This window comes from Pseudomonas inefficax (assembly GCF_900277125.1).
GTDB lineage: Bacteria > Pseudomonadota > Gammaproteobacteria > Pseudomonadales > Pseudomonadaceae > Aquipseudomonas > Aquipseudomonas inefficax.
In genome coordinates this window covers 70485-87307 of sequence record NZ_OPYN01000152.1, presented here as the reverse complement: position 1 = coordinate 87307, position 16823 = coordinate 70485, and the positions used below count along the sequence as shown (strand labels likewise).

Here is a 16823-nt window from a genome sequence, read left to right as displayed (position 1 = left end):
GCCCAGGTGGCGCGAGAGGTGGACCGCAACCTGCTGAACATTCGCGAGCTGTCGACATTCTCGGCCGCGGGGGCGCAGCAGACCAGTGAGGCGAGCAAGGCGTTGTCGGGGTTGGTGGGGGAGATGACGACGTTGGTGGGGCGGTTCAAAGTTTGAGATCTGTCGGGCAGGCTGTGGGAGCGGGCGCGCCCGCGAACACCGGCACAGCCGGCCATCCACGGCGTCGCCTGCTTCGCGGGTAAACCCGCTCCTACAGGGACCTCGCCAGCTGAAGGAATGCACCATACCTGTGGGAGCGGGTTCACCCGCGAACACCGGCGCAGCCGGTGCCATCCACCGCGTCGCCTGCTTCGCGGGTAAACCCGCTCCCACAGGGACCTCGCCAACTGAAGGAATGTGCTGTACCCGTGGGAGCGGGCGCGCCCGCGAACACCGGCGTAGCCGGTGCCATCCACCGCGTCGCCTGCTTCGCGGGCATGCCCGCTCCCACAGGAACCCCGCCAGCTGAAGGAATGCGCCATGCCTGTGGGAGCGGGTTCACCCGCGAACACCGGCGTAGCCGGTGCCATCCACACCAGCGCCCGGTTCGAGGGCACATCATCCGCGCGTTCAGTTAACGATTGTGTTTCGAAGAGGAGCGCCCGGCCTTGTCGTGTTCCTTGGAATGGGCAAGGCCGGACCGGGTAGTACCACGGCCGTTGTCATCGTTGCGCAGGCTTCCATAGTGATTACCGCTCTCGCCATGGTTGCGGGTGGCCTTGCCGGCATGATCACTCTCGTAGCCGGCGCCATTACCGTTGAACCCACCCTTGCCGCCGCCATTGCCACCACCTTTGGCATGCGCGGAACCGATCGGCGAGACATCGGCAGGCAACAATGCAGTCGCGCCGAGTGCTAAGGCACACGCAAAGACGGCCACCAGGGTTTTTCTCATGTCGTTTCGCCTCCAACGGCGCAGATAGAGCTAAGGTGCCGATAAGACATGCGACGGCTTCGCAAGTTCTGTTGTCCTGACAGAAGGGTTGCGATCCATGACTGCTCAGATTTCGACCTGAGTGCCCAGCTCAATCACCCGGTTCAGCGGCAGCTGGAAGTACTTCAGGTTGCTGTTGGCATTCTTCAGCAGGAAGGCAAACAGGTGCTCCCGCCAGCGGGCCATGCCCATCTTCCTGCCTGCAATGGCCGTCTCCCGGCTGAGAAAATAGGTGGTGCGCATGGGGCCGAACTCCAGGTCCGCACGTTGGCAGCGGCTTAACGCCAACGGCACGTCGGGCTCCTCCATGAAACCGAAATGCAGGCTCACGCGGAAAAAGCCGTCACCAAATGCCTCGACCTCACAGCGCTTGCCTGCGCTGACCCGTGGTTCATCCTCGAACACGACGGTCAACAGCACCACTTGTTCATGCAGTACCTGGTTATGCAGCAGGTTGTGCAGCAAAGCGTGGGGCACCGCCTCGGGCCTGGCGGACAGGAACACGGCAGTACCGCCGACGCGGTGAGGCGGCTGGGCCTTGAGGCTGGTAATGAACAGCTCCAGTGGCAGTGAGCTCTCGTCCAGCCGCTCGACGATGATCCTTCGCCCGCGCTTCCAGGTAGTCATCAGGATGAACAGCGCCAGGCCCGCAATCACCGGAAATGCACCGCCCTGGAGGATCTTCGGCGCATTGGCGGCAAAATACAGGCTGTCTACCAACAGGAACGCCAGCAGCATCGGCACCGCCAGCCAGCGTGGTGCCTTCCACAACAACAGTACCACTGCCGAAGCCAGCAGCGTGGTGATCAGCATGGTCCCGGTCACGGCTACCCCATAGGCTGCGGCAAGCGCCCCGGATGACTCGAAGCCAACCACCAGCAGCACCACGCCGACCATCAGTGCCCAGTTCACCATGCCGATGTAGATCTGCCCCTGTTCCTCGCTGGAGGTATGCTGAATGAACATGCGCGGTACATAACCCAGCTGGATAGCCTGGCGCGTCAACGAGAACGCGCCGGAGATCACGGCCTGGGACGCGATGATGGTGGCCAGTGTGGCCAGCCCGACCATGGGCAGCAAAGCCCATTCGGGTGCCAGCAGGTAAAACGGGTTGCGCACTGCCTGCGGGTCGCCGAGGATCAGTGCGCCCTGGCCAAAATAGTTCAGCACCAGCCCGGGCAACACCAGCAGGAACCAGGCCCGGGCAATGGGTTTGCGGCCGAAGTGTCCCATATCGGCGTACAGTGCTTCGGCGCCCGTCAGCGCCAGCACCACCGCGCCCAGAATCGCCACCCCCATGCCCGGGTGCAGCACGAAGAACTTCACTGCCCAGAGTGGGTTGACCGCTTGCAGCACCTCCGGGCGCTGGACGATGCCGTGCAGGCCCAATGCACCCAGTACGATGAACCACAGCACCATGATCGGCCCGAAGAGAATGCCGATGCGCGCGGTGCCGTGCTTCTGGATCAGGAACAGCGCCACCAGCACCACCACCGACAGCGGCACGACCCAGTGTTCGATGCCGTCGAAGGCCAGTTGCAGGCCCTCGACGGCCGATAGCACGGAAATCGCCGGCGTGATCATGCTGTCGCCGTAGAACAGCGCGGCGCCGAACAGGCCGAGCAATACCAGTATTCTGCCCAGGCGCTGGTAGGGAGCCGCCGCCCGATGTGCCAGGGCGGTCAGGGCCATGATGCCACCTTCGCCCTGATTGTCGGCACGCAGGATGAACAGTACGTACTTGAGCGACACCACCCAGAGCAACGACCAGAACACCAGCGACAGCACACCGAGTACACCGACGGGGTTGGCCTGTACGCCATAGTGCCCTGCGAACACTTCCTTGAGGGTGTACAGCGGGCTGGTGCCGATGTCGCCATACACAACGCCGACAGCGGCGACGAGCATGCCGATGGGGTTGGACTTGCCGGGAACGGATTGATTTGCGATGACGGTGGACTGGCTCACGAAAGGCTTCTCTGGACTGGCGGCTAGAAATGCATGCCATCCCTGAGCAATGCGCGCCCAGTATTCCTTCTGTGTGTCGGCTCAGCCGTAAAAAGAGCGTAAAAAATCAGCATGCGTCAGCCATTCGGGGCTGCAAAGCAGCCCCAGTGAAGCCTGTAGAAACCTTAGCTGACTGGCATTGGCCAGCGCCCTGCCCAGGGGCGGCGCCTCGGTCAATGGCAGAATATAAAGGCGGGATAGGTCAGCCAGGTTGCGCCGCCAGGCTGTTGCTGACATTACGCCCCAGCACCAGCACCGTAGCGAAACCGCAGCCCACCAACGCCGTGGCCAAGCTCAGCAGCACCGAGCTGCCCAGCTGGTCGACGATCCGCCCGCCGAAGAACGAGCCCAGCGCAATGATCACCTGGAACATGGCAACGAACAGCGGCATGCCACGTTCGACATCCTTGGGCGCGACGACGAACATCCAGATACTGGCGCAGGCGGGGAACGCGCCGAAGGCGAAGCCCCACAACCCGATCAGCATCGCGGCACCGGTCATGCCGGTGGCGAAATGGGGGAACAGGGCAGTGCTGGTGCCGATCATCAGCGCTACCAGCAGCAGGGTGTGACGTACGCTGCGGTTGGCGGCGAAACCGGCGAAGATATTGCCGAATACCCCGGCCACGCCATAAAGCAGCAGCAACGAGCCAATGGTAGGCCCATCGAAGCCGGAGCTTTGCTTGAAGAAGGGGGCGACATAGGTGTACGCAGCAAAGTGGGCTAGGCCGATCAGCAACACGGCGATCAGGCCAACCCGCGCCTGCGGGTTGATGAACAGGGCCGGCAGGTCGCTGATGCGAATGGCCTTGTCCGGGTTGAGCCGGGGGAGCAACAGGATCTGCGCCAGTAGCACCGGTACGCCCAGTAGCGCGGTTACCAGGAAGGTCATGCGCCAGCCCATCAGGCCGCTCAACCAGGTGCCTACCGGCACGCCCAGCACGGTGGCCAGGGTTACACCGACCATGATGATCGAGGTGGCCTGGGCTACGCCCACGCCCTTGGGCGCCAGGCGGCCGCTGAGGGCAATGGCCGTCGCCCAGAAGCCGCCGATACTCACGCCCAGCAGCACGCGGCCGAACAGCAGCAGGTTGAAGTCACTGGCGTAGGCCACCACCGCGTTGGCGATGATCATGATCAGCGTCAGGCCGATCAACAGGTAGCGACGGTCCAGGGCGCCAATGCCCACCGACAGCAGTGGGGCGGCGAGGGCGGCCATGATGCCGGGCAGGGTGACCATCAGGCCGGCGTGGCCTGCACTGATGCCGAGGTCGCTGGCGACATCGTTGAGTACGCCTACCGGCAGGAACTCGCTGGTCACCAGGGCGAAGGCGCCGACGGCGACCGACAGGATTGCCAGCCACTGCTGGCTGACGCTTTGTTGATCATGTTCGGGAAGGCCGCGAGGGGCCTGGCTGGCACTTGGCATGGTATTGGGTTCCAAGAGAGGGATGTCGCCTGAAGCAGGCGCAAAGGAGCGGGGGAAATTTGCTGGCGATTATAGGGGACGGTTTTGCCTGGCCAACATGCGGGTCGTTCGATAGTAATCATCAGCGCAATCGATGAAACGCCTTGCGCAGAGCGCCCGCTGTTGGAGGGGGAGTAATGCTGCAGGCTCCGGAAACAAGCCTTCAGCGGCGCTGGCCGATCAGTGCTGCGCCTGCGCAGGCCATGGCAATTGCTGCAATGCCCAGCCACTGGACCTGCGTCAGCACCTCATCGAGGATCAGCCAACCGGCTATGGCACCGGCGGCGGGTGAAGCGCTGAGCAGCACGCCAAATATGCTTGGCGGCAGGTGCCGCATTGCATACATGTCGAGCAGGAAGGGCACGGTGCTGGAGAGCAGGGCGACGCCCAGGCCTACCGTGAGCACCCAGGGAGCCAGCAGGTCGGCCCCTGCCTGGTCAATGCCAAATGGTACACCCAGCAGCGCTGCGAACAACATCCCGGTGGCAACCGCCTGCTTGCCGTGAACCGCCACTTTGCTGCCGAGCATCACGTACAGCCCCCAGGCCAGCGCAGCGGCGAGCGAGTACAACACCCCGCGCGGGTCCAGGCCATGGCTATCCGTGCCCCAGGGCAGCAAGGCAAGGCCGGCGACCGACAAGGCGATCCAGAGCAGGTCGATTCGGCGTCGGGAAGACAACAAGGCCGCACCCAGAGGGCCGATCACCTCGATGGACACCGCGATACCCACCGGGATGTAGAGAAATGCACGATAGATCAGCAGATTCATCAGCCCCATCATCACGCCATAGCCCAGCAGGTGCAGCATGTTCGCCTGGTGCCAGATGCGCCAGGGGCGCAACACGGCCAGCAGGATCACGGCTGACAAGCCCAGGCGCAGCGCAGCCACGCCCTCGGGGCCGACCAGTGGGAACAGGGTCTTGGCCAAGGCAGCACCGGTCTGCACGGACACCAGGGCGGCAATGGCAGCACCGACCGGCGCGAATGCTCCAACACTTTTCGAGTCCACGTTCGTCTCCAACAACATGCGAGACGCAATTTTAGGGCTCGGCGTTCGAAGCAATTGCTGTGAAAATAGGCCCCTGACGAGCGAACTGCTTTCTTTGGAACCCGAAAATGAGTGACTCCACCAGCCGCCCGCTTGACGGCTTCGATCATGCGATTCTGCGCCTGCTTCAGCGTGACAACAAAACCTCCCAGCGAGCGATTGCCGAGGAAATCGGCTTGTCCACGCCTGCTGTACAGCGGCGTATCGCCCAGATGGAGGCAAGCGAGGTGATCGTCGCCAACACAGCAGTGATCGCCCCGCAGAGCGTCGGCCAGATGATTACCGCCATTGTCGAATCGCGCTTGCGGGACGACCGATCCTTGGTGATGGATCGCGCCAAGCGGTACTTCGCCAATGTCGAGGAGATCCAGCAGTGTTATTTCGTCAACGGAGGGGTTTCGTTCATCATCGTCATGCTTGCCCGTGATGTGGCGCATTTCGAAAAACTGGTCAGGCTGCATTTTGCAGACAACGAGGACATCCTGACCTATCGGACGCTGATTGTCCTGGACAAGGTCAAGGTCGGGTTGTCTGTTCCGATCTGAACTGCGAAGCAGGGGTTGGGGTGGATGGCACGGGCTTCGCCCGTGTTCGCGGGTGAACCCGCTCCCACAGGTTTGCGTGGTGCTTGAAGCAAGAAAACCCTGGGGGCGCAACGGTCTTGCCCATAACCTGAAGGTCAGCGCGATCGATGTGGGAGCGGGTTTACCCGCGAAGCAGGCGCCGCGGTGGGCGGCGCGGGCTTCGGTGGAGGACACGCAGGCGTCCTCCACATCATTTGTATCCTATGGCGACACCAGCACATCGCACTGGGATTCGTTCAGCACATGCTTGGTGACGCTGCCTATCAGCAGCTCTTCAAGCGCGCTTTCCCCTTGCTTGCCGACTACGATCAGGTCGCATTCCAGCTCTTGTTCCTGCTCGGCAATCCGCCAGCCAGGGTCACCATGCACCACGATTTGCCGAGCATCTGCCACTCCTGCGGTTTCACTCAAGGCCGCGAGCTGCTTCACCGCCTCCTTGCGGATGACATTGCGATAGTGTGCAAGGGTGTCGTGGTCGATATGAGCAAAGCGCATGCTGCCTTCGAATGGCGCTTCGTACACATGCAGCAGAATGATCTCGGCCTGTGGGGCGATGGCTTTCGCCAGTTCGATCGAGCGCAGGGACGAAGGCGAAAAATCGACTGCAACCAGCAAGGTCCGGTACGCGTCGCGTGGCGCCTGTTTGACTACCAGCAAAGGGCAGGGCATGTGGTTCAGCATTTTCTGCACGGTTGAGCCCAGCAGCAGGCGCCGCGCCACGCTCTGGCCCTTCGCCCCGCATACCAGCAGATCGCTGCGTTTGTCCTGCACCACACGGGTGATCTCCGTGGTCACCGAGCCGTGCGCGACCTGTACGCCAGCGGCGATGTCATGGCGCTGGAACAGCATTGCAGCCAGTGCGCGAATTTTTTCGCCAGCGGTATCCAGTACGCGCTTCAGCAGATCGTCACCAGGTGCGATCAGATGCTTCAGGCGCTCGAAGGGGGCCGGGTTGGCAACGTACAGCAGGTCCAGTGATGCCTGTTGCGCCTTGCTCAGGTACGCAGCGCGCTCTGCCGCATTGCGGGCGGAGGTGGACAGGTCGGTGGCTACCAGTACGTGGTTGAGTTGGCTCATGTGGGGCTCCTTGTCCAAAGCCGCGCACAGTGATCGATGGCGATGACCTTGAGCACGGCGCATGGCGGTTGTCGAGACGTTCCTTGCTGACAACCATCCTCGCGCGAACCCGGCCCGGCGGCTTGACGTGCGTCAATGGAGTGGAGCCCCTGGCTCGAGCTGAGCACTTCAAAGCCGGCGGGCTGCTTGTTGGTAGCGCAGGTTTACCCGCGTAGGGGCGAACCAGGCGGATAGCCCTGTTCGAACGCCGCCAGCATTCTTTGCCGAGTCTGCGGGTCGGCAGGAATCAAATGCTCGATGCGCAGCGATTCCACGGTGATGTCCAGCGGCATGCCAAAGGTGGTGAAGGTGGACAGAAACCTCAGTTCACCTTCCGGGGTGTTCACACGCGTCAGTAGCACCGGCGTGGCACTTGTCGCCTGCGTGGAGGTGGATGGGGCGGGCAAGTCGCGCAAGCGCCTTGCCAGCGCTGGGTTGCTGGCGGCTTCCCTGGATGCGCGTTGCCAGGCAACGGCGCGGATCTGCGCTGCATTGGCCAGATGGTCCCCCAGGCCGCCGGGGTGAAGCAGGGTTTCCAACAGATTGAGGCCTGACGCCGCGTGTGTGGGAATGCCCACTATCGCCAACAGCAAGCCGGTACTCGCATTCGCGGCGATGACGTTCCAGCCGCTGTCGATGACGATCGCAGGTGCGGGGTTGTTTGCCTGCAGGATGTGCTCGATGGCGCCATGCACCAAGGCCAATTCAGGAGCATCGAGCGGCGAGGCTGCATACCGGGGGGCGTATCCGGCCGCGACGAACACTTCGTTGCAGTGTTCCAGTGGCGCGCCAAGCGCTGAAAGCAGGGCATGCAACGTACTGGGGCTGGCTTTGGCCCGCCCTGTCTCCACGCAGCTCAGATGACGCTGCGACAGGCCTGCCAGCAGCGAAAGCTCAAGCTGGCTGAGCCCGGCTTGCTGGCGCAGTTGGCGCACATGCTGGCCTGCCGAGGTCTGCGGCGCAGGGCTTTTCCGATGGAACAGTTGATGGCTCATGCGTTGACCCTGATCGTCCGTGAGTAAAGCGTCCATGACCTCACAGGTCATTGAGCGCAGACAACCCTAGCACTACCTTGCCGGGAAACCCTACTCAGGAGAGGACGATGGGCTCGCGTATCTGTGCGTTGGTGTTGCTGGAACCGTTTCTACTCGATGCAGTGCGGCTGAAAGCTGTGGTCGTTTCGATGGGTCATCTGCGCCACCTGGTGGCCAGCGGCGTTGCCGGGGAGCGTCATCCATGAACAGTGCCTTGGCTGTATACGCGCTGTGCGTTGTGGTGCTGTTCTTCAAGATGTTCGTGGTCTCGTGTTATCAGGGCTATTACCGCTTGCGATTCGTGGCTTTCACCAACGCGGAGGATGCCGCTGTTTTCAAGCGAAACGCGCAGGAAGCGGAGCGGCCGGAGGTAGCCCGTGCCGCCAGGGTTTGGGCCAACGACCTGGAAAATATCCCAGCATTCTTCGCTCTCTGCGGGCTCGCCATTGCCCTCGACACAGCGGCGGGGCCGAACGTCTGGCTGAGCATCGTGTTCACCTTTGCCAGGGTCCTGCACACATGGGCCTATCTGGCAGGGGTGCAGCCGTGGCGCACGGTGTTTTATGGCATAGGGGTTGTCTGCTTGCTGGGCTTTTGCGTAGTTATCGCAGTGAAGGTGGTGAGTTCTTTTGCCTGGTGACGCAGTCTGGCTGCTGGTCTCGCAGTGGCATTGTGTTTGTATGTTGGCGCAACTGACTTTGCTCAATTTTCAAGGCATGCACCATTTGTGTGTATGGGGTTTTAACCGCGAACACCGGCACAGCCGGTGCCATGCACTGTGTTGCATTCTTCGCGGGTGAACCCGCTCCCACAGGGATGGCGCCTGGCCCAATGGGGTGGTGCCATTCCTGTAAAGGCCATGGCCTTGGCCAAGGATCTTGAAGCCGGCACGGTCGGTGTGGGAGCGGGCATGCCCGCGAACACCGGCACAGCCGGTGCCAGGCACTGCGTTGCATTCTTCGCGGGTGAACCCGCTCCCACAGGGATTGTGCGTGGCCCGGGGTTGGTGCCATTCCTGTTAAGGCCATGGCCTTGGCCAAGGATCTTGAAGCTTGCACGGTCGGTGTGGGAGCGGGCATGCCCGCGAACACCGGCACAGCCGGTGCCAGGCACCGTGTCGCATTCTTCGCGGGTGAACCCGCTCCCACAGGGATCGCGTATGGCCCGGGGTTGGTGCCATTCCTGTAAAGGCCATGGCTTCGGCCAAGGATCTTGAAGCTTGCACGGTCGGTGTGGGAGCGGGCATGCCCGCGAACACCGGCACAGCCGGTGCCAGGCACTGCGTTGCATTCTTCGCGGGCGCGCCCGCTCCCACAGGGATCGCGTATGGCCAAAGGGGTGGTGCCATTCCTGTAAAGGCCATGGCCTTGGCCAAGGATCTTGAAGCTTGCACGGTCGGTGTGGGAGCGGGCATGCCCGCGAACACCGGCACAGCCGGTGCCAGGCACCGTGTTGCATTCTTCGCGGGTGAACCCGCTCCCACAGGGATGGCGCCTGGCCCGATGGGTGGTGCCATTCCTGTAAAGGCCATGGCCTTGGCCAAGGATCTTGAAGCTTGCACGGTCGGTGTGGGAGCGGGCATGCCCGCGAACACCGGCACAGCCGGTGCCAGGCACTGCGTTGCATTTTTCGCGGGCGCGCCCGCTCCCACAGGGATCGCGTATGGCCCGGGGTTGGTGCCATTCCTGTAAAGGCCATGGCTTCGGCCAAGGATCTTGAAGCTTGCACGGTCGGTGTGGGAGCGGGCATGCCCGCGAACACCGGCACAGCCGGTGCCATGCACCGTGTTGCATTCTTCGCGGGTGAACCCGCTCCCACAGGGATCGCGTATGGCCCGGAGTTGGTGCCATTCCTGTAAAGGCCATGGCCTTGGCCAAGGATCATGATGCCAGCACGGTCGGTGTGGGAGCGGGTTTACCCGCGAACACCGGCGCAGCCGGTGCCAGGCACTGTGTCGCATTTTTCGCGGGCGCGCCCGCTCCCACAGAGCTGGCGCCACTCTGCGGATGGCTCAGGCTCGCATCATGCGTGCTTGAGCGCTTCCACCAACTGTGCCTTGGTCATGGTAGAGCGCCCCTTGATGTCTTTGCTGCGCGCTTCTTTCATCAGGCTTTGCTTAGTCTGGGTTTCCAGGGAACTGCCCGAGGTGCGGGAATGGCCCTGGCGTGACTTGGCCGCCCGTTTGGCCGAGTCCGAGCGGGCTGTTTTCTTCTCGCTGGTAGATGTGGCCTTACCCGAACCTCCTTTCTTCTCGCCACCCCCGGACTGTTTGTTGACGGTGGCCCAGGCGCGCGCTTCGGCCTGCTCTTTCGGCACGCCTTTGTGTTCGTAGCTTTCCTCGATATGTTCGGCCTTGCGCTTCTGCTTGTCGGTGTATTTGTCCTTGTCGCCGCGTGGCATGGCATTCTCTCCCGTGTGGTTGCATGAGCGGTTGAATGCCGGGGCAACGCAAGAGTGCCCGGTAATGGACGAGCGGTGCCAGTAAACCTGCTGCCGCTGGAAACTGTCATTCAACCGACACATCGAGCCCCTAGGGTTGAGACAGGAACCACTCCAGGGCTCTGGCCCCTGATGTTGCCGTGATGGCGCCGCCAGACGGCTCTACCGTGCGGCCTGCCATTCATTGGTCACAAAGCTGTAACATTGCTGCTGCAAAGTGTGCCGGCCATCACACGGAGCGCTTTTCGATGATACGCCTGATGAAGTCCGCTGCACTCGCCGTTGCCGTTTCTCTTTGCGCCACTTCGGCAACCTTTGCCGCAGAGAACGTCCGCCTGACCGGTTCCGGCGCAAGTTTCCCGGCACCGATCTACCTGACCTGGTTCAAGGCCTTCAGCAAGGAAACCGACGGTGTCACCGTTGACTACCAGTCCAAGGGGAGCGGGGCGGGTGTTCAGGACTTTCTGAACAAGACCGTCGACTTCGCCGCCAGCGACTCGGCAATGAAGGCCGAAGAAATCGCCAAGGTTGGCGAGGGCGTGCAGTTGCTGCCAATGACCGCCGGTGAAATCGTCCTGGCTTACAACCTGCCAGGCAACCCTAAAGGGCTGAAGCTGCCGCGCGATGTGTACTCCAACATCTTCCTCGGCAAGATCACCCAGTGGAACGACCCGCAGATCGCCGCTGCCAACCCCGAGCTGAAACTGCCAGCTACCCCGATCACCGTGGTCGTGCGTGCCGACTCCAGCGGTACCACCGCGGTATTCACCAAGCACCTGTCGGCCATCAACCCGGACTTCAAGCAAGCGCTGGGTGAAGGCAACACCGTAAACTGGCCAGCCAGTGACAAGTTCATCAAGTCGCCGAAGAACGATGGCGTAACCGCCACCGTCCGCCAGACTCCAGGCGCCATCGGCTACATCGAATACGGCTTCGCCAAGCTGGCCAAGGTCGACTTCGCCCAGCTGCAGAACAAGGCCGGCCAATACGTCGTGCCGAACGCCGAGAGCGGTGCCGAGGCGCTGGCAGCGGTGAACATGCCGGAGAACCTGGTGGCCTGGCTGCCTGACCCGGATGGTGCCAAGTCCTACCCGATCACCTCCTATACCTGGATGATCTTCCGCAAGGACAACGGTAACCCCGCCAAGGCCAAGGCCATGCGCGAAATGGTCGAATACAGCCTGACCGAAGGCCAGAAGATCGCCGACTCGATGGGCTACATCCCGCTGCCACCGTCGGTTGTCGACCAGGTACGCAAAGCATCCGCCAACATCCAGTAACACGCCCAGGCGCTCCCGGTGTGGTCTGGCGACCATGCCGGGTGGGTTTGCCCTCTGTCCCGGAACTTGCCAATGAACACTCCTTTTGCCATCCCGGCTAACCCCGACTCCGCGTGCCAGCCACCGTCTGCGAAAGACTTTCTGGTTGATCGCACCTTCCGTGCGCTTGCACGCATCGGTGTGGTGCTGGTGCTGGCGCTGGTCTTCGCGCTGGTCTACGAAGTGGGCCGCAAGGCACTGCCTGGCATCGAGAAGCATGGCTTTGACGTGCTGTTCGGCAGTGTCTGGGACGTCAACCAAGGCAAGTACGGTATTCTGCCAGCGATCTGGGGCACGCTCTACAGCGCCCTGATCGCCTTGTTGATCGCCGGTTTCTTCGGCGTCAGCATGGCCATTTTCCTCACCCAGGACTTCCTCCCGGCCAGGCTGGCGGCGGTGTTCCGCACCATCGTCGAGCTGCTGGCTGCCATCCCCAGTGTCGTTTACGGCCTGTGGGGGATCTATGTGGTCATCCCGGCCATTCGCCCGCTGACCACCTGGCTGAACAGCGAGCTGGGCTGGATTCCCTTTTTCGGCACCTCGCTGAGCGGGCCCGGGCTGCTGCCTGCCGCGTTGGTGCTGGCGATCATGATTCTGCCGACCATCGCTGCCGTTTCGCAGGATGCCCTGACCAGCGTGCCGATGAAGACCAAGCAGGCCGCCTACGGCCTGGGCGCCACCCACTGGGAGGCCATTCTCAAGGTAATGGTGCCATCGGCAGCCACCGGCATCTTCGGTTCGCTGGTGCTCGGCCTGGGCCGTGCGCTGGGTGAAACCATGGCGCTGGCCATGCTGGTGGGCAATGCCAACAACATTTCCCTGTCCTTGTTCGCCCCGGCCAACACGCTGGCGGCCTTGTTGGCCCTGAACTTCCCGGAGGCCGGCCCGAACGAGATCGAGGTGCTGATGTATGCCGCACTGGTACTGATGTTCATCACCCTGCTGGTGAACGTGCTCGGCTCGATGATCATGCTCTACGCCCAGCGGGGTAACAAATAATGACCAACCTCACTACCCCTGCCAATGCGTTGCCCAGCCTGCAGCGCAAGCTGGAAGGCCGTTCCCTGCGCAGCCTGGTGTTGACCACGCTGGCATGGTTCGCGGCTCTGGTGGCCAGCGTGCCGCTGATTTCCGTGCTGTACATGCTGATCACCCGTGGCGGTGCACGCCTCAACCTTGAAGTGTTCACCGAGCTGCCACCCACCGGCTTCGAGATGGGCGGTGGCTTTGGCAACGCCATGGCCGGTACCTTCGTCATGGTCGGCATCGCTGCTGCCATCGCCGTGCCGGTCGGTATCCTGGCCGCGGTGTTCCTGGCCGAACTCGGCCCGGACAGCAAGCTGGCCAACGCCGCGCGCTTCGCCGCCAAGATGCTCACCGGCCTGCCGTCGATCCTGGCCGGCGTATTCGCCTACGCCCTGGTGGTGATGACCACCGGCACCTACTCCGCACCGGCAGGTGGTGTGGCCCTGGCGGTACTGATGCTGCCCATCGTCGTGCTGACCGCTGAAGAGTCGATGAAGATGGTGCCCAAGATCATGAAGGATGCCGCCTACGGCATGGGCTGCACCCGAGCCCAGGTGATCTGGAAAATCGTCCTGCCCACCGGCCTGCCGGCCATCCTGACCGGGGTCATGCTGGCCGTGGCCCGTGCTGCCGGCGAGACCGCGCCGCTGCTGTTCACCGCGCTGTTCAGCAACTACTGGATCCTGCATGACGGCGACCTGGCGGTCATGAATCCGACCGCCTCGCTCGCCGTACTGATCTACAACTTCTCCGGCATGCCATTCGACAACCAGCTCGAGCTCGCCTGGGCGGCCTCGCTGGTATTGGTGATGATCGTGCTGGTAATCAACATTCTGAGCCGAGTATTCGGCAAGCCCAAGTATTGAGAAAGGGAGCATCCGACCTTGAACGTATCCACTGCGCCAAAAGCCGCTCCCGTGGTCAGCGAAGCCCCCATCGTCATGGACTGCAAGCTGGACAAGATCTTCTACGGCAATTTCATGGCCGTTCGCGACAGCCATGTACCGATCAGGAAGAACGAGATCACCGGTTTCATCGGGCCGTCCGGCTGCGGCAAGAGTACCGTGCTGCGTAGCCTCAACCGCATGAACGACCTGGTGAAGGGCTTCCGCTTCGAAGGCCATGTGCACTTCCTGGGCCAGGATGTCTACGGCAAGGGCGTCGACCCTGTGGTGGTGCGCCGCTACATCGGCATGGTGTTCCAGCAGCCCAACCCGTTCTCGATGAGCATCTTCGACAATGTCGCCTTCGGCCTGCGCCTGAACCGCTACAAGGGCGACATCGGCGACCGCGTCAAGCACGCCCTGCAGGGCGCCGCGCTGTGGGACGAAGTGAAGGACAAGCTCAAGGTCAGCGGCCTGGCCCTGTCCGGCGGCCAACAACAGCGCCTGTGCATTGCCCGCGCCATCGCCACCGAGCCGGAAGTGCTGCTGCTGGACGAACCCTGCTCGGCACTCGACCCGATTGCCACCCGCCGGGTGGAAGAACTGATGGTCGAGTTGAAGAAGGACTACACCATCGCCCTGGTGACCCACAACATGCAGCAGGCTATTCGTGTGGCCGACACCACCGCGTTCTTCTCGGTCGACATCTCCAAGGGCACCCGTACCGGCTACCTGGTCGAGATGGGCCCGACCACGCAGATTTTCCAGAACCCGCGTGAGCAGCTGACCGCCGACTACATCAGCGGCAAGTTCAGCTGAGGCCGTTCGTGCCAAGGTGGCCGGGTGTTGCAGCCAGGAGGGCAGCAACACCCGGCCGCATTACCTTCCGTAAGTGTTACCAGGGATTTCCAATGCCAGCGACGCGTCGTCTTGATCTGCCAGCGGTAGAGCGCGCACTGCGTGAGGTGCAGGCCCGCTTTGCCGAACTCAGCCAGCACTTCACCGAACCGCGGGATCCGTTTACCGACGAGGTGCTGCTGAATGTGGTTGAAGGCTATGCCCTGATTGACGACTATGTCGCCCGGGGTGTCGACCTTTTCGACCTTCAGCAGTTGAACCTGATGCTGGAGATCAATGCCACCGTGCTGTGCGGCAACGACCCGGCACGCCGGCTGGAGTTCGCCCCGCACCTGGCGGCGACCGAGGCGCACTTTTTCAACAATGTGGAGGGTGGCATCAAGGACCTCTACAACTGGTATTGCTCGTATGGCAGCGACTCGATCTGGAAGCGCGCGGCGGGTGTTTACGTTCGAATTCTCAGCAAGCCGCAGCTGTTCATCGAAGGCAACAACCGCACGGGTTCGCTCATTGTCAGCTACTTGCTGATGCGCGCGGGGCTACCACCATTCGTGCTGTCGCTGGACAACGCCGAGGGTTACTTCAACCCGTCCTCGGTCATACGCAACTCTGCCAAGCATGGTGTCAAGGCTTTGTACGAACTACCCAAGATCAAGAAAAAGTATGCAGCTTTCCTTGAAGCGCACGCGCCCGAGCCCGGCAAGTTCTTCCTGGGCGGCACATCCATGCCTGTGCGCGAGAGGTGCCGCTGATGCAAAGCGCTTCTCTGTTCCAACGCGGGCGGCAAGCCCTCGAGCGCACGTTCAATCGCCCGCAGGTACGCATTTCGTTCGATATCGACGACACGCTCGCCTGCCAGGCCGACCACGCCGCCGCCGAGGACAGCAAGCTGCCGGCGTTCATCCACCGCTGGTTGGGTGAACCCCTGCGCAGTGGCACGCGCTCGCTGATCCGCGACCTGCGCCGCCAGGGCTGCAGCATCTGGATCTACACCTCGTCGGGGCGCACGCCGTCCTACATCCGCCGTTGGCTGATGCTCTACGGTATCCGTGTCGATGGCGTGGTCAACAGTGACCGGCACCAGCATATCCTGGCCGTCAACGGGCTTGAGAATGCCCCCTCGAAGTTGCCGTCGGCCTTCGATATTGACCTGCATGTCGATGATTCCGAAGGCGTGCGGCTGGAAGGCGTCGACCACGGTTTTCGCGTGGTGGTGGTGTGCCCCAAAGACGAGAACTGGGCGCAGAAGGTGATGGATGCCGCGGCCGATGTCCAGGCACAGCTGGCCTGGCAGCAACCGCACCGCTATGAAATGCCGGTACGGCAGCGTCCGCAGGCCCTCGCGTCCTGAGGGCTTCAAGGTACTTTTCTCGTTACGCCTCTTCGCTACTTGTTACCTCCCACATCTCCAATCGCGGCCTCTCATCGTCAGGTTCGGCTTGACTCGTGAAATTTTTCATGTATTTTTTCATGAAAAATAACTCTAAAAATTTCACGGCAGTCTCAATCGATGAAGATGCACGAAGAGGTTGAAGCCCTCGCGATCCTTATTCACGACCTGCGCAAATTCAAGAACCTGACCCTGGGCGAACTGGCCGAGCGCATCAACCGCTCGGTCGGCTTCCTGTCCCAGGTGGAGCGCGGGGTTTCGCGCCCGACCGTGGCGGACCTTACCGCCATCAGTGAAGCGCTCGGCGTATCAACCGCGTATTTCTACAACCTGAGCAAGCCCCGTAGCGTCAGCTGGGTCACGCGCCCCCACGAGCGGCGCACGCTGTACCTCGAGTCGGGCATCACCGATGTGCTGGCTTCGCCCACCATCGGCGGCGCGTTCTCCATGCTCGACAGCCATCTCGAGCCAGGCGCCAGCAGTGGCGAACTGTACCTGACCGACCGTTCCGAGCAGGGCTGTTTCGTGCTCGAAGGCGAACTCACGGTCTGGCTGGACCACGGCGACGCCGTGACCCTGCAGGCCAACGACTGCTTCCAGCTGCACCCCCACGCGCAGTTCCGTTACGCCAACCTGACGGAAAAAACCACCCGCGTGCTCTGGGTCTTCAATTGAAT

At 62.3% G+C, this 16823-nt stretch carries 17 protein-coding genes and 1 pseudogene; 11 read left to right on the top strand and 7 right to left on the bottom strand.

From position 1 onward, the window contains the following. Window positions 1–156 (top strand): annotated as a pseudogene (locus JV551A3_RS17885) (methyl-accepting chemotaxis protein); the annotation flags it as partial. Between the two features lie 457 nt (window positions 157–613). Here the strand turns inward: JV551A3_RS17885 and JV551A3_RS17880 are convergent. The 4 genes from JV551A3_RS17880 to JV551A3_RS17865 form a co-directional block, all read right to left on the bottom strand. Next, on the bottom strand, window positions 614–934 hold the full coding sequence (locus JV551A3_RS17880) for a hypothetical protein (protein ID WP_133979006.1): 321 nt from the start codon (window positions 932–934) through the stop codon (window positions 614–616). A gap of 105 nt (window positions 935–1039) precedes the next feature. Beyond that, the gene (locus tag JV551A3_RS17875; protein ID WP_235874602.1) at window positions 1040–2881 is read right to left on the bottom strand and encodes a potassium transporter Kup; all 1842 of its coding nucleotides are present in this window, start codon (window positions 2879–2881) and stop codon (window positions 1040–1042) included. Window positions 2882–3182: 301 nt separating this feature from the next. After that, window positions 3183–4409 carry an MFS transporter gene (locus JV551A3_RS17870; RefSeq protein WP_133973523.1) on the bottom strand — a complete coding sequence of 409 codons (1227 nt, stop codon included), beginning with the start codon at window positions 4407–4409 and terminating at the stop codon, window positions 3183–3185. Window positions 4410–4611: 202 nt separating this feature from the next. Next, on the bottom strand, window positions 4612–5457 hold the full coding sequence (locus tag JV551A3_RS17865; protein ID WP_133973521.1) for an EamA family transporter: 846 nt from the start codon (window positions 5455–5457) through the stop codon (window positions 4612–4614). 107 nt (window positions 5458–5564) lie between these two features. Between JV551A3_RS17865 and JV551A3_RS17860 the strand changes: the two genes are divergently transcribed. Continuing rightward, window positions 5565–6041, top strand: coding sequence for an Lrp/AsnC family transcriptional regulator (locus JV551A3_RS17860; RefSeq protein ID WP_133973518.1), 477 nt, complete (start codon window positions 5565–5567; stop codon window positions 6039–6041). 240 nt (window positions 6042–6281) lie between these two features. On the opposite strand, the gene JV551A3_RS17855 is transcribed toward JV551A3_RS17860, so the two are convergent. Further along, on the bottom strand, window positions 6282–7157 hold the full coding sequence (locus tag JV551A3_RS17855; RefSeq protein ID WP_133973516.1) for a universal stress protein: 876 nt from the start codon (window positions 7155–7157) through the stop codon (window positions 6282–6284). 203 nt (window positions 7158–7360) lie between these two features. Next, entirely contained in the window at window positions 7361–8191 is an 831-nt protein-coding gene (locus JV551A3_RS17850) for a helix-turn-helix domain-containing protein (RefSeq protein WP_133973560.1), read from the bottom strand. Between the two features lie 107 nt (window positions 8192–8298). Between JV551A3_RS17850 and JV551A3_RS30715 the strand changes: the two genes are divergently transcribed. Together JV551A3_RS30715 and JV551A3_RS17845 are read left to right on the top strand one after the other, a co-directional pair. Further along, window positions 8299–8436, top strand: coding sequence for a hypothetical protein (locus JV551A3_RS30715; RefSeq protein ID WP_166674273.1), 138 nt, complete (start codon window positions 8299–8301; stop codon window positions 8434–8436). After that, window positions 8433–8870, top strand: a complete 438-nt coding sequence (locus tag JV551A3_RS17845) for an MAPEG family protein (protein ID WP_133973514.1) — start codon at window positions 8433–8435, stop codon at window positions 8868–8870. The genes JV551A3_RS30715 and JV551A3_RS17845 overlap by 4 nt, the downstream gene beginning before the upstream one ends. 1382 nt (window positions 8871–10252) lie before the next feature. On the opposite strand, the gene JV551A3_RS17805 is transcribed toward JV551A3_RS17845, so the two are convergent. After that, the gene (locus JV551A3_RS17805) at window positions 10253–10630 is read right to left on the bottom strand and encodes a termination factor Rho (RefSeq protein ID WP_133973512.1); all 378 of its coding nucleotides are present in this window, start codon (window positions 10628–10630) and stop codon (window positions 10253–10255) included. Window positions 10631–10917: 287 nt separating this feature from the next. Here JV551A3_RS17805 and pstS point away from each other — a divergent pair, with 287 nt between their 5' ends. The 7 genes from pstS (at window position 10918) to JV551A3_RS17770 (ending at window position 16821) form a co-directional block, all read left to right on the top strand. Further along, window positions 10918–11949 carry a phosphate ABC transporter substrate-binding protein PstS gene (pstS, locus tag JV551A3_RS17800; RefSeq protein WP_133973509.1) on the top strand — a complete coding sequence of 344 codons (1032 nt, stop codon included), beginning with the start codon at window positions 10918–10920 and terminating at the stop codon, window positions 11947–11949. Between the two features lie 72 nt (window positions 11950–12021). Beyond that, entirely contained in the window at window positions 12022–12987 is a 966-nt protein-coding gene (gene pstC, locus JV551A3_RS17795; RefSeq protein WP_061302441.1) for a phosphate ABC transporter permease subunit PstC, read from the top strand. Continuing rightward, window positions 12987–13880: a phosphate ABC transporter permease PstA gene (pstA, locus tag JV551A3_RS17790; RefSeq protein WP_024086822.1), complete on the top strand. Its 894-nt coding sequence runs from the start codon at window positions 12987–12989 to the stop codon at window positions 13878–13880. Before pstC ends, pstA begins: the two co-directional genes overlap by 1 nt. Before the next feature lie 75 nt (window positions 13881–13955). Further along, window positions 13956–14717, top strand: a complete 762-nt coding sequence (gene pstB / locus JV551A3_RS17785) for a phosphate ABC transporter ATP-binding protein PstB (protein ID WP_031324478.1) — start codon at window positions 13956–13958, stop codon at window positions 14715–14717. Between the two features lie 92 nt (window positions 14718–14809). Beyond that, window positions 14810–15508 (top strand): hypothetical protein, encoded by a 699-nt coding sequence (locus tag JV551A3_RS17780; RefSeq protein ID WP_133973507.1) that lies wholly within the window; start codon window positions 14810–14812, stop codon window positions 15506–15508. After that, a complete protein-coding gene (locus tag JV551A3_RS17775; protein ID WP_133973505.1) occupies window positions 15508–16107 on the top strand; it encodes a trehalose-phosphatase in 600 nt (199 codons plus the stop codon). Before JV551A3_RS17780 ends, JV551A3_RS17775 begins: the two co-directional genes overlap by 1 nt. A gap of 159 nt (window positions 16108–16266) precedes the next feature. Next, window positions 16267–16821: a helix-turn-helix domain-containing protein gene (locus JV551A3_RS17770; RefSeq protein ID WP_013972148.1), complete on the top strand. Its 555-nt coding sequence runs from the start codon at window positions 16267–16269 to the stop codon at window positions 16819–16821. Window positions 16822–16823 lie beyond the last annotated feature (2 nt).

What these genes read in the sequence shown, in the direction of transcription:
- JV551A3_RS17775 (WP_133973505.1), top strand. Translation starts at nt 15,508, where the DNA reads ATGCAAAGCGCTTCTCTGTTCCAACGCGGGCGGCAAGCCCTCGAGCGC.
- JV551A3_RS17870 (WP_133973523.1), bottom strand. Translation starts at nt 4,409, where the DNA reads ATGCCAAGTGCCAGCCAGGCCCCTCGCGGCCTTCCCGAACATGATCAA.
- JV551A3_RS17860 (WP_133973518.1), top strand. Translation starts at nt 5,565, where the DNA reads ATGAGTGACTCCACCAGCCGCCCGCTTGACGGCTTCGATCATGCGATT.
- JV551A3_RS17855 (WP_133973516.1), bottom strand. Translation starts at nt 7,157, where the DNA reads ATGAGCCAACTCAACCACGTACTGGTAGCCACCGACCTGTCCACCTCC.
- pstB (WP_031324478.1), top strand. Translation starts at nt 13,956, where the DNA reads ATGGACTGCAAGCTGGACAAGATCTTCTACGGCAATTTCATGGCCGTT.
- JV551A3_RS30715 (WP_166674273.1), top strand. Translation starts at nt 8,299, where the DNA reads ATGGGCTCGCGTATCTGTGCGTTGGTGTTGCTGGAACCGTTTCTACTC.
- JV551A3_RS17880 (WP_133979006.1), bottom strand. Translation starts at nt 934, where the DNA reads ATGAGAAAAACCCTGGTGGCCGTCTTTGCGTGTGCCTTAGCACTCGGC.
- JV551A3_RS17875 (WP_235874602.1), bottom strand. Translation starts at nt 2,881, where the DNA reads ATGCTCGTCGCCGCTGTCGGCGTTGTGTATGGCGACATCGGCACCAGC.
- JV551A3_RS17845 (WP_133973514.1), top strand. Translation starts at nt 8,433, where the DNA reads ATGAACAGTGCCTTGGCTGTATACGCGCTGTGCGTTGTGGTGCTGTTC.
- pstC (WP_061302441.1), top strand. Translation starts at nt 12,022, where the DNA reads ATGAACACTCCTTTTGCCATCCCGGCTAACCCCGACTCCGCGTGCCAG.
- JV551A3_RS17770 (WP_013972148.1), top strand. Translation starts at nt 16,267, where the DNA reads ATGAAGATGCACGAAGAGGTTGAAGCCCTCGCGATCCTTATTCACGAC.
- JV551A3_RS17850 (WP_133973560.1), bottom strand. Translation starts at nt 8,191, where the DNA reads ATGAGCCATCAACTGTTCCATCGGAAAAGCCCTGCGCCGCAGACCTCG.
- pstS (WP_133973509.1), top strand. Translation starts at nt 10,918, where the DNA reads ATGATACGCCTGATGAAGTCCGCTGCACTCGCCGTTGCCGTTTCTCTT.
- pstA (WP_024086822.1), top strand. Translation starts at nt 12,987, where the DNA reads ATGACCAACCTCACTACCCCTGCCAATGCGTTGCCCAGCCTGCAGCGC.
- JV551A3_RS17805 (WP_133973512.1), bottom strand. Translation starts at nt 10,630, where the DNA reads ATGCCACGCGGCGACAAGGACAAATACACCGACAAGCAGAAGCGCAAG.
- JV551A3_RS17780 (WP_133973507.1), top strand. Translation starts at nt 14,810, where the DNA reads ATGCCAGCGACGCGTCGTCTTGATCTGCCAGCGGTAGAGCGCGCACTG.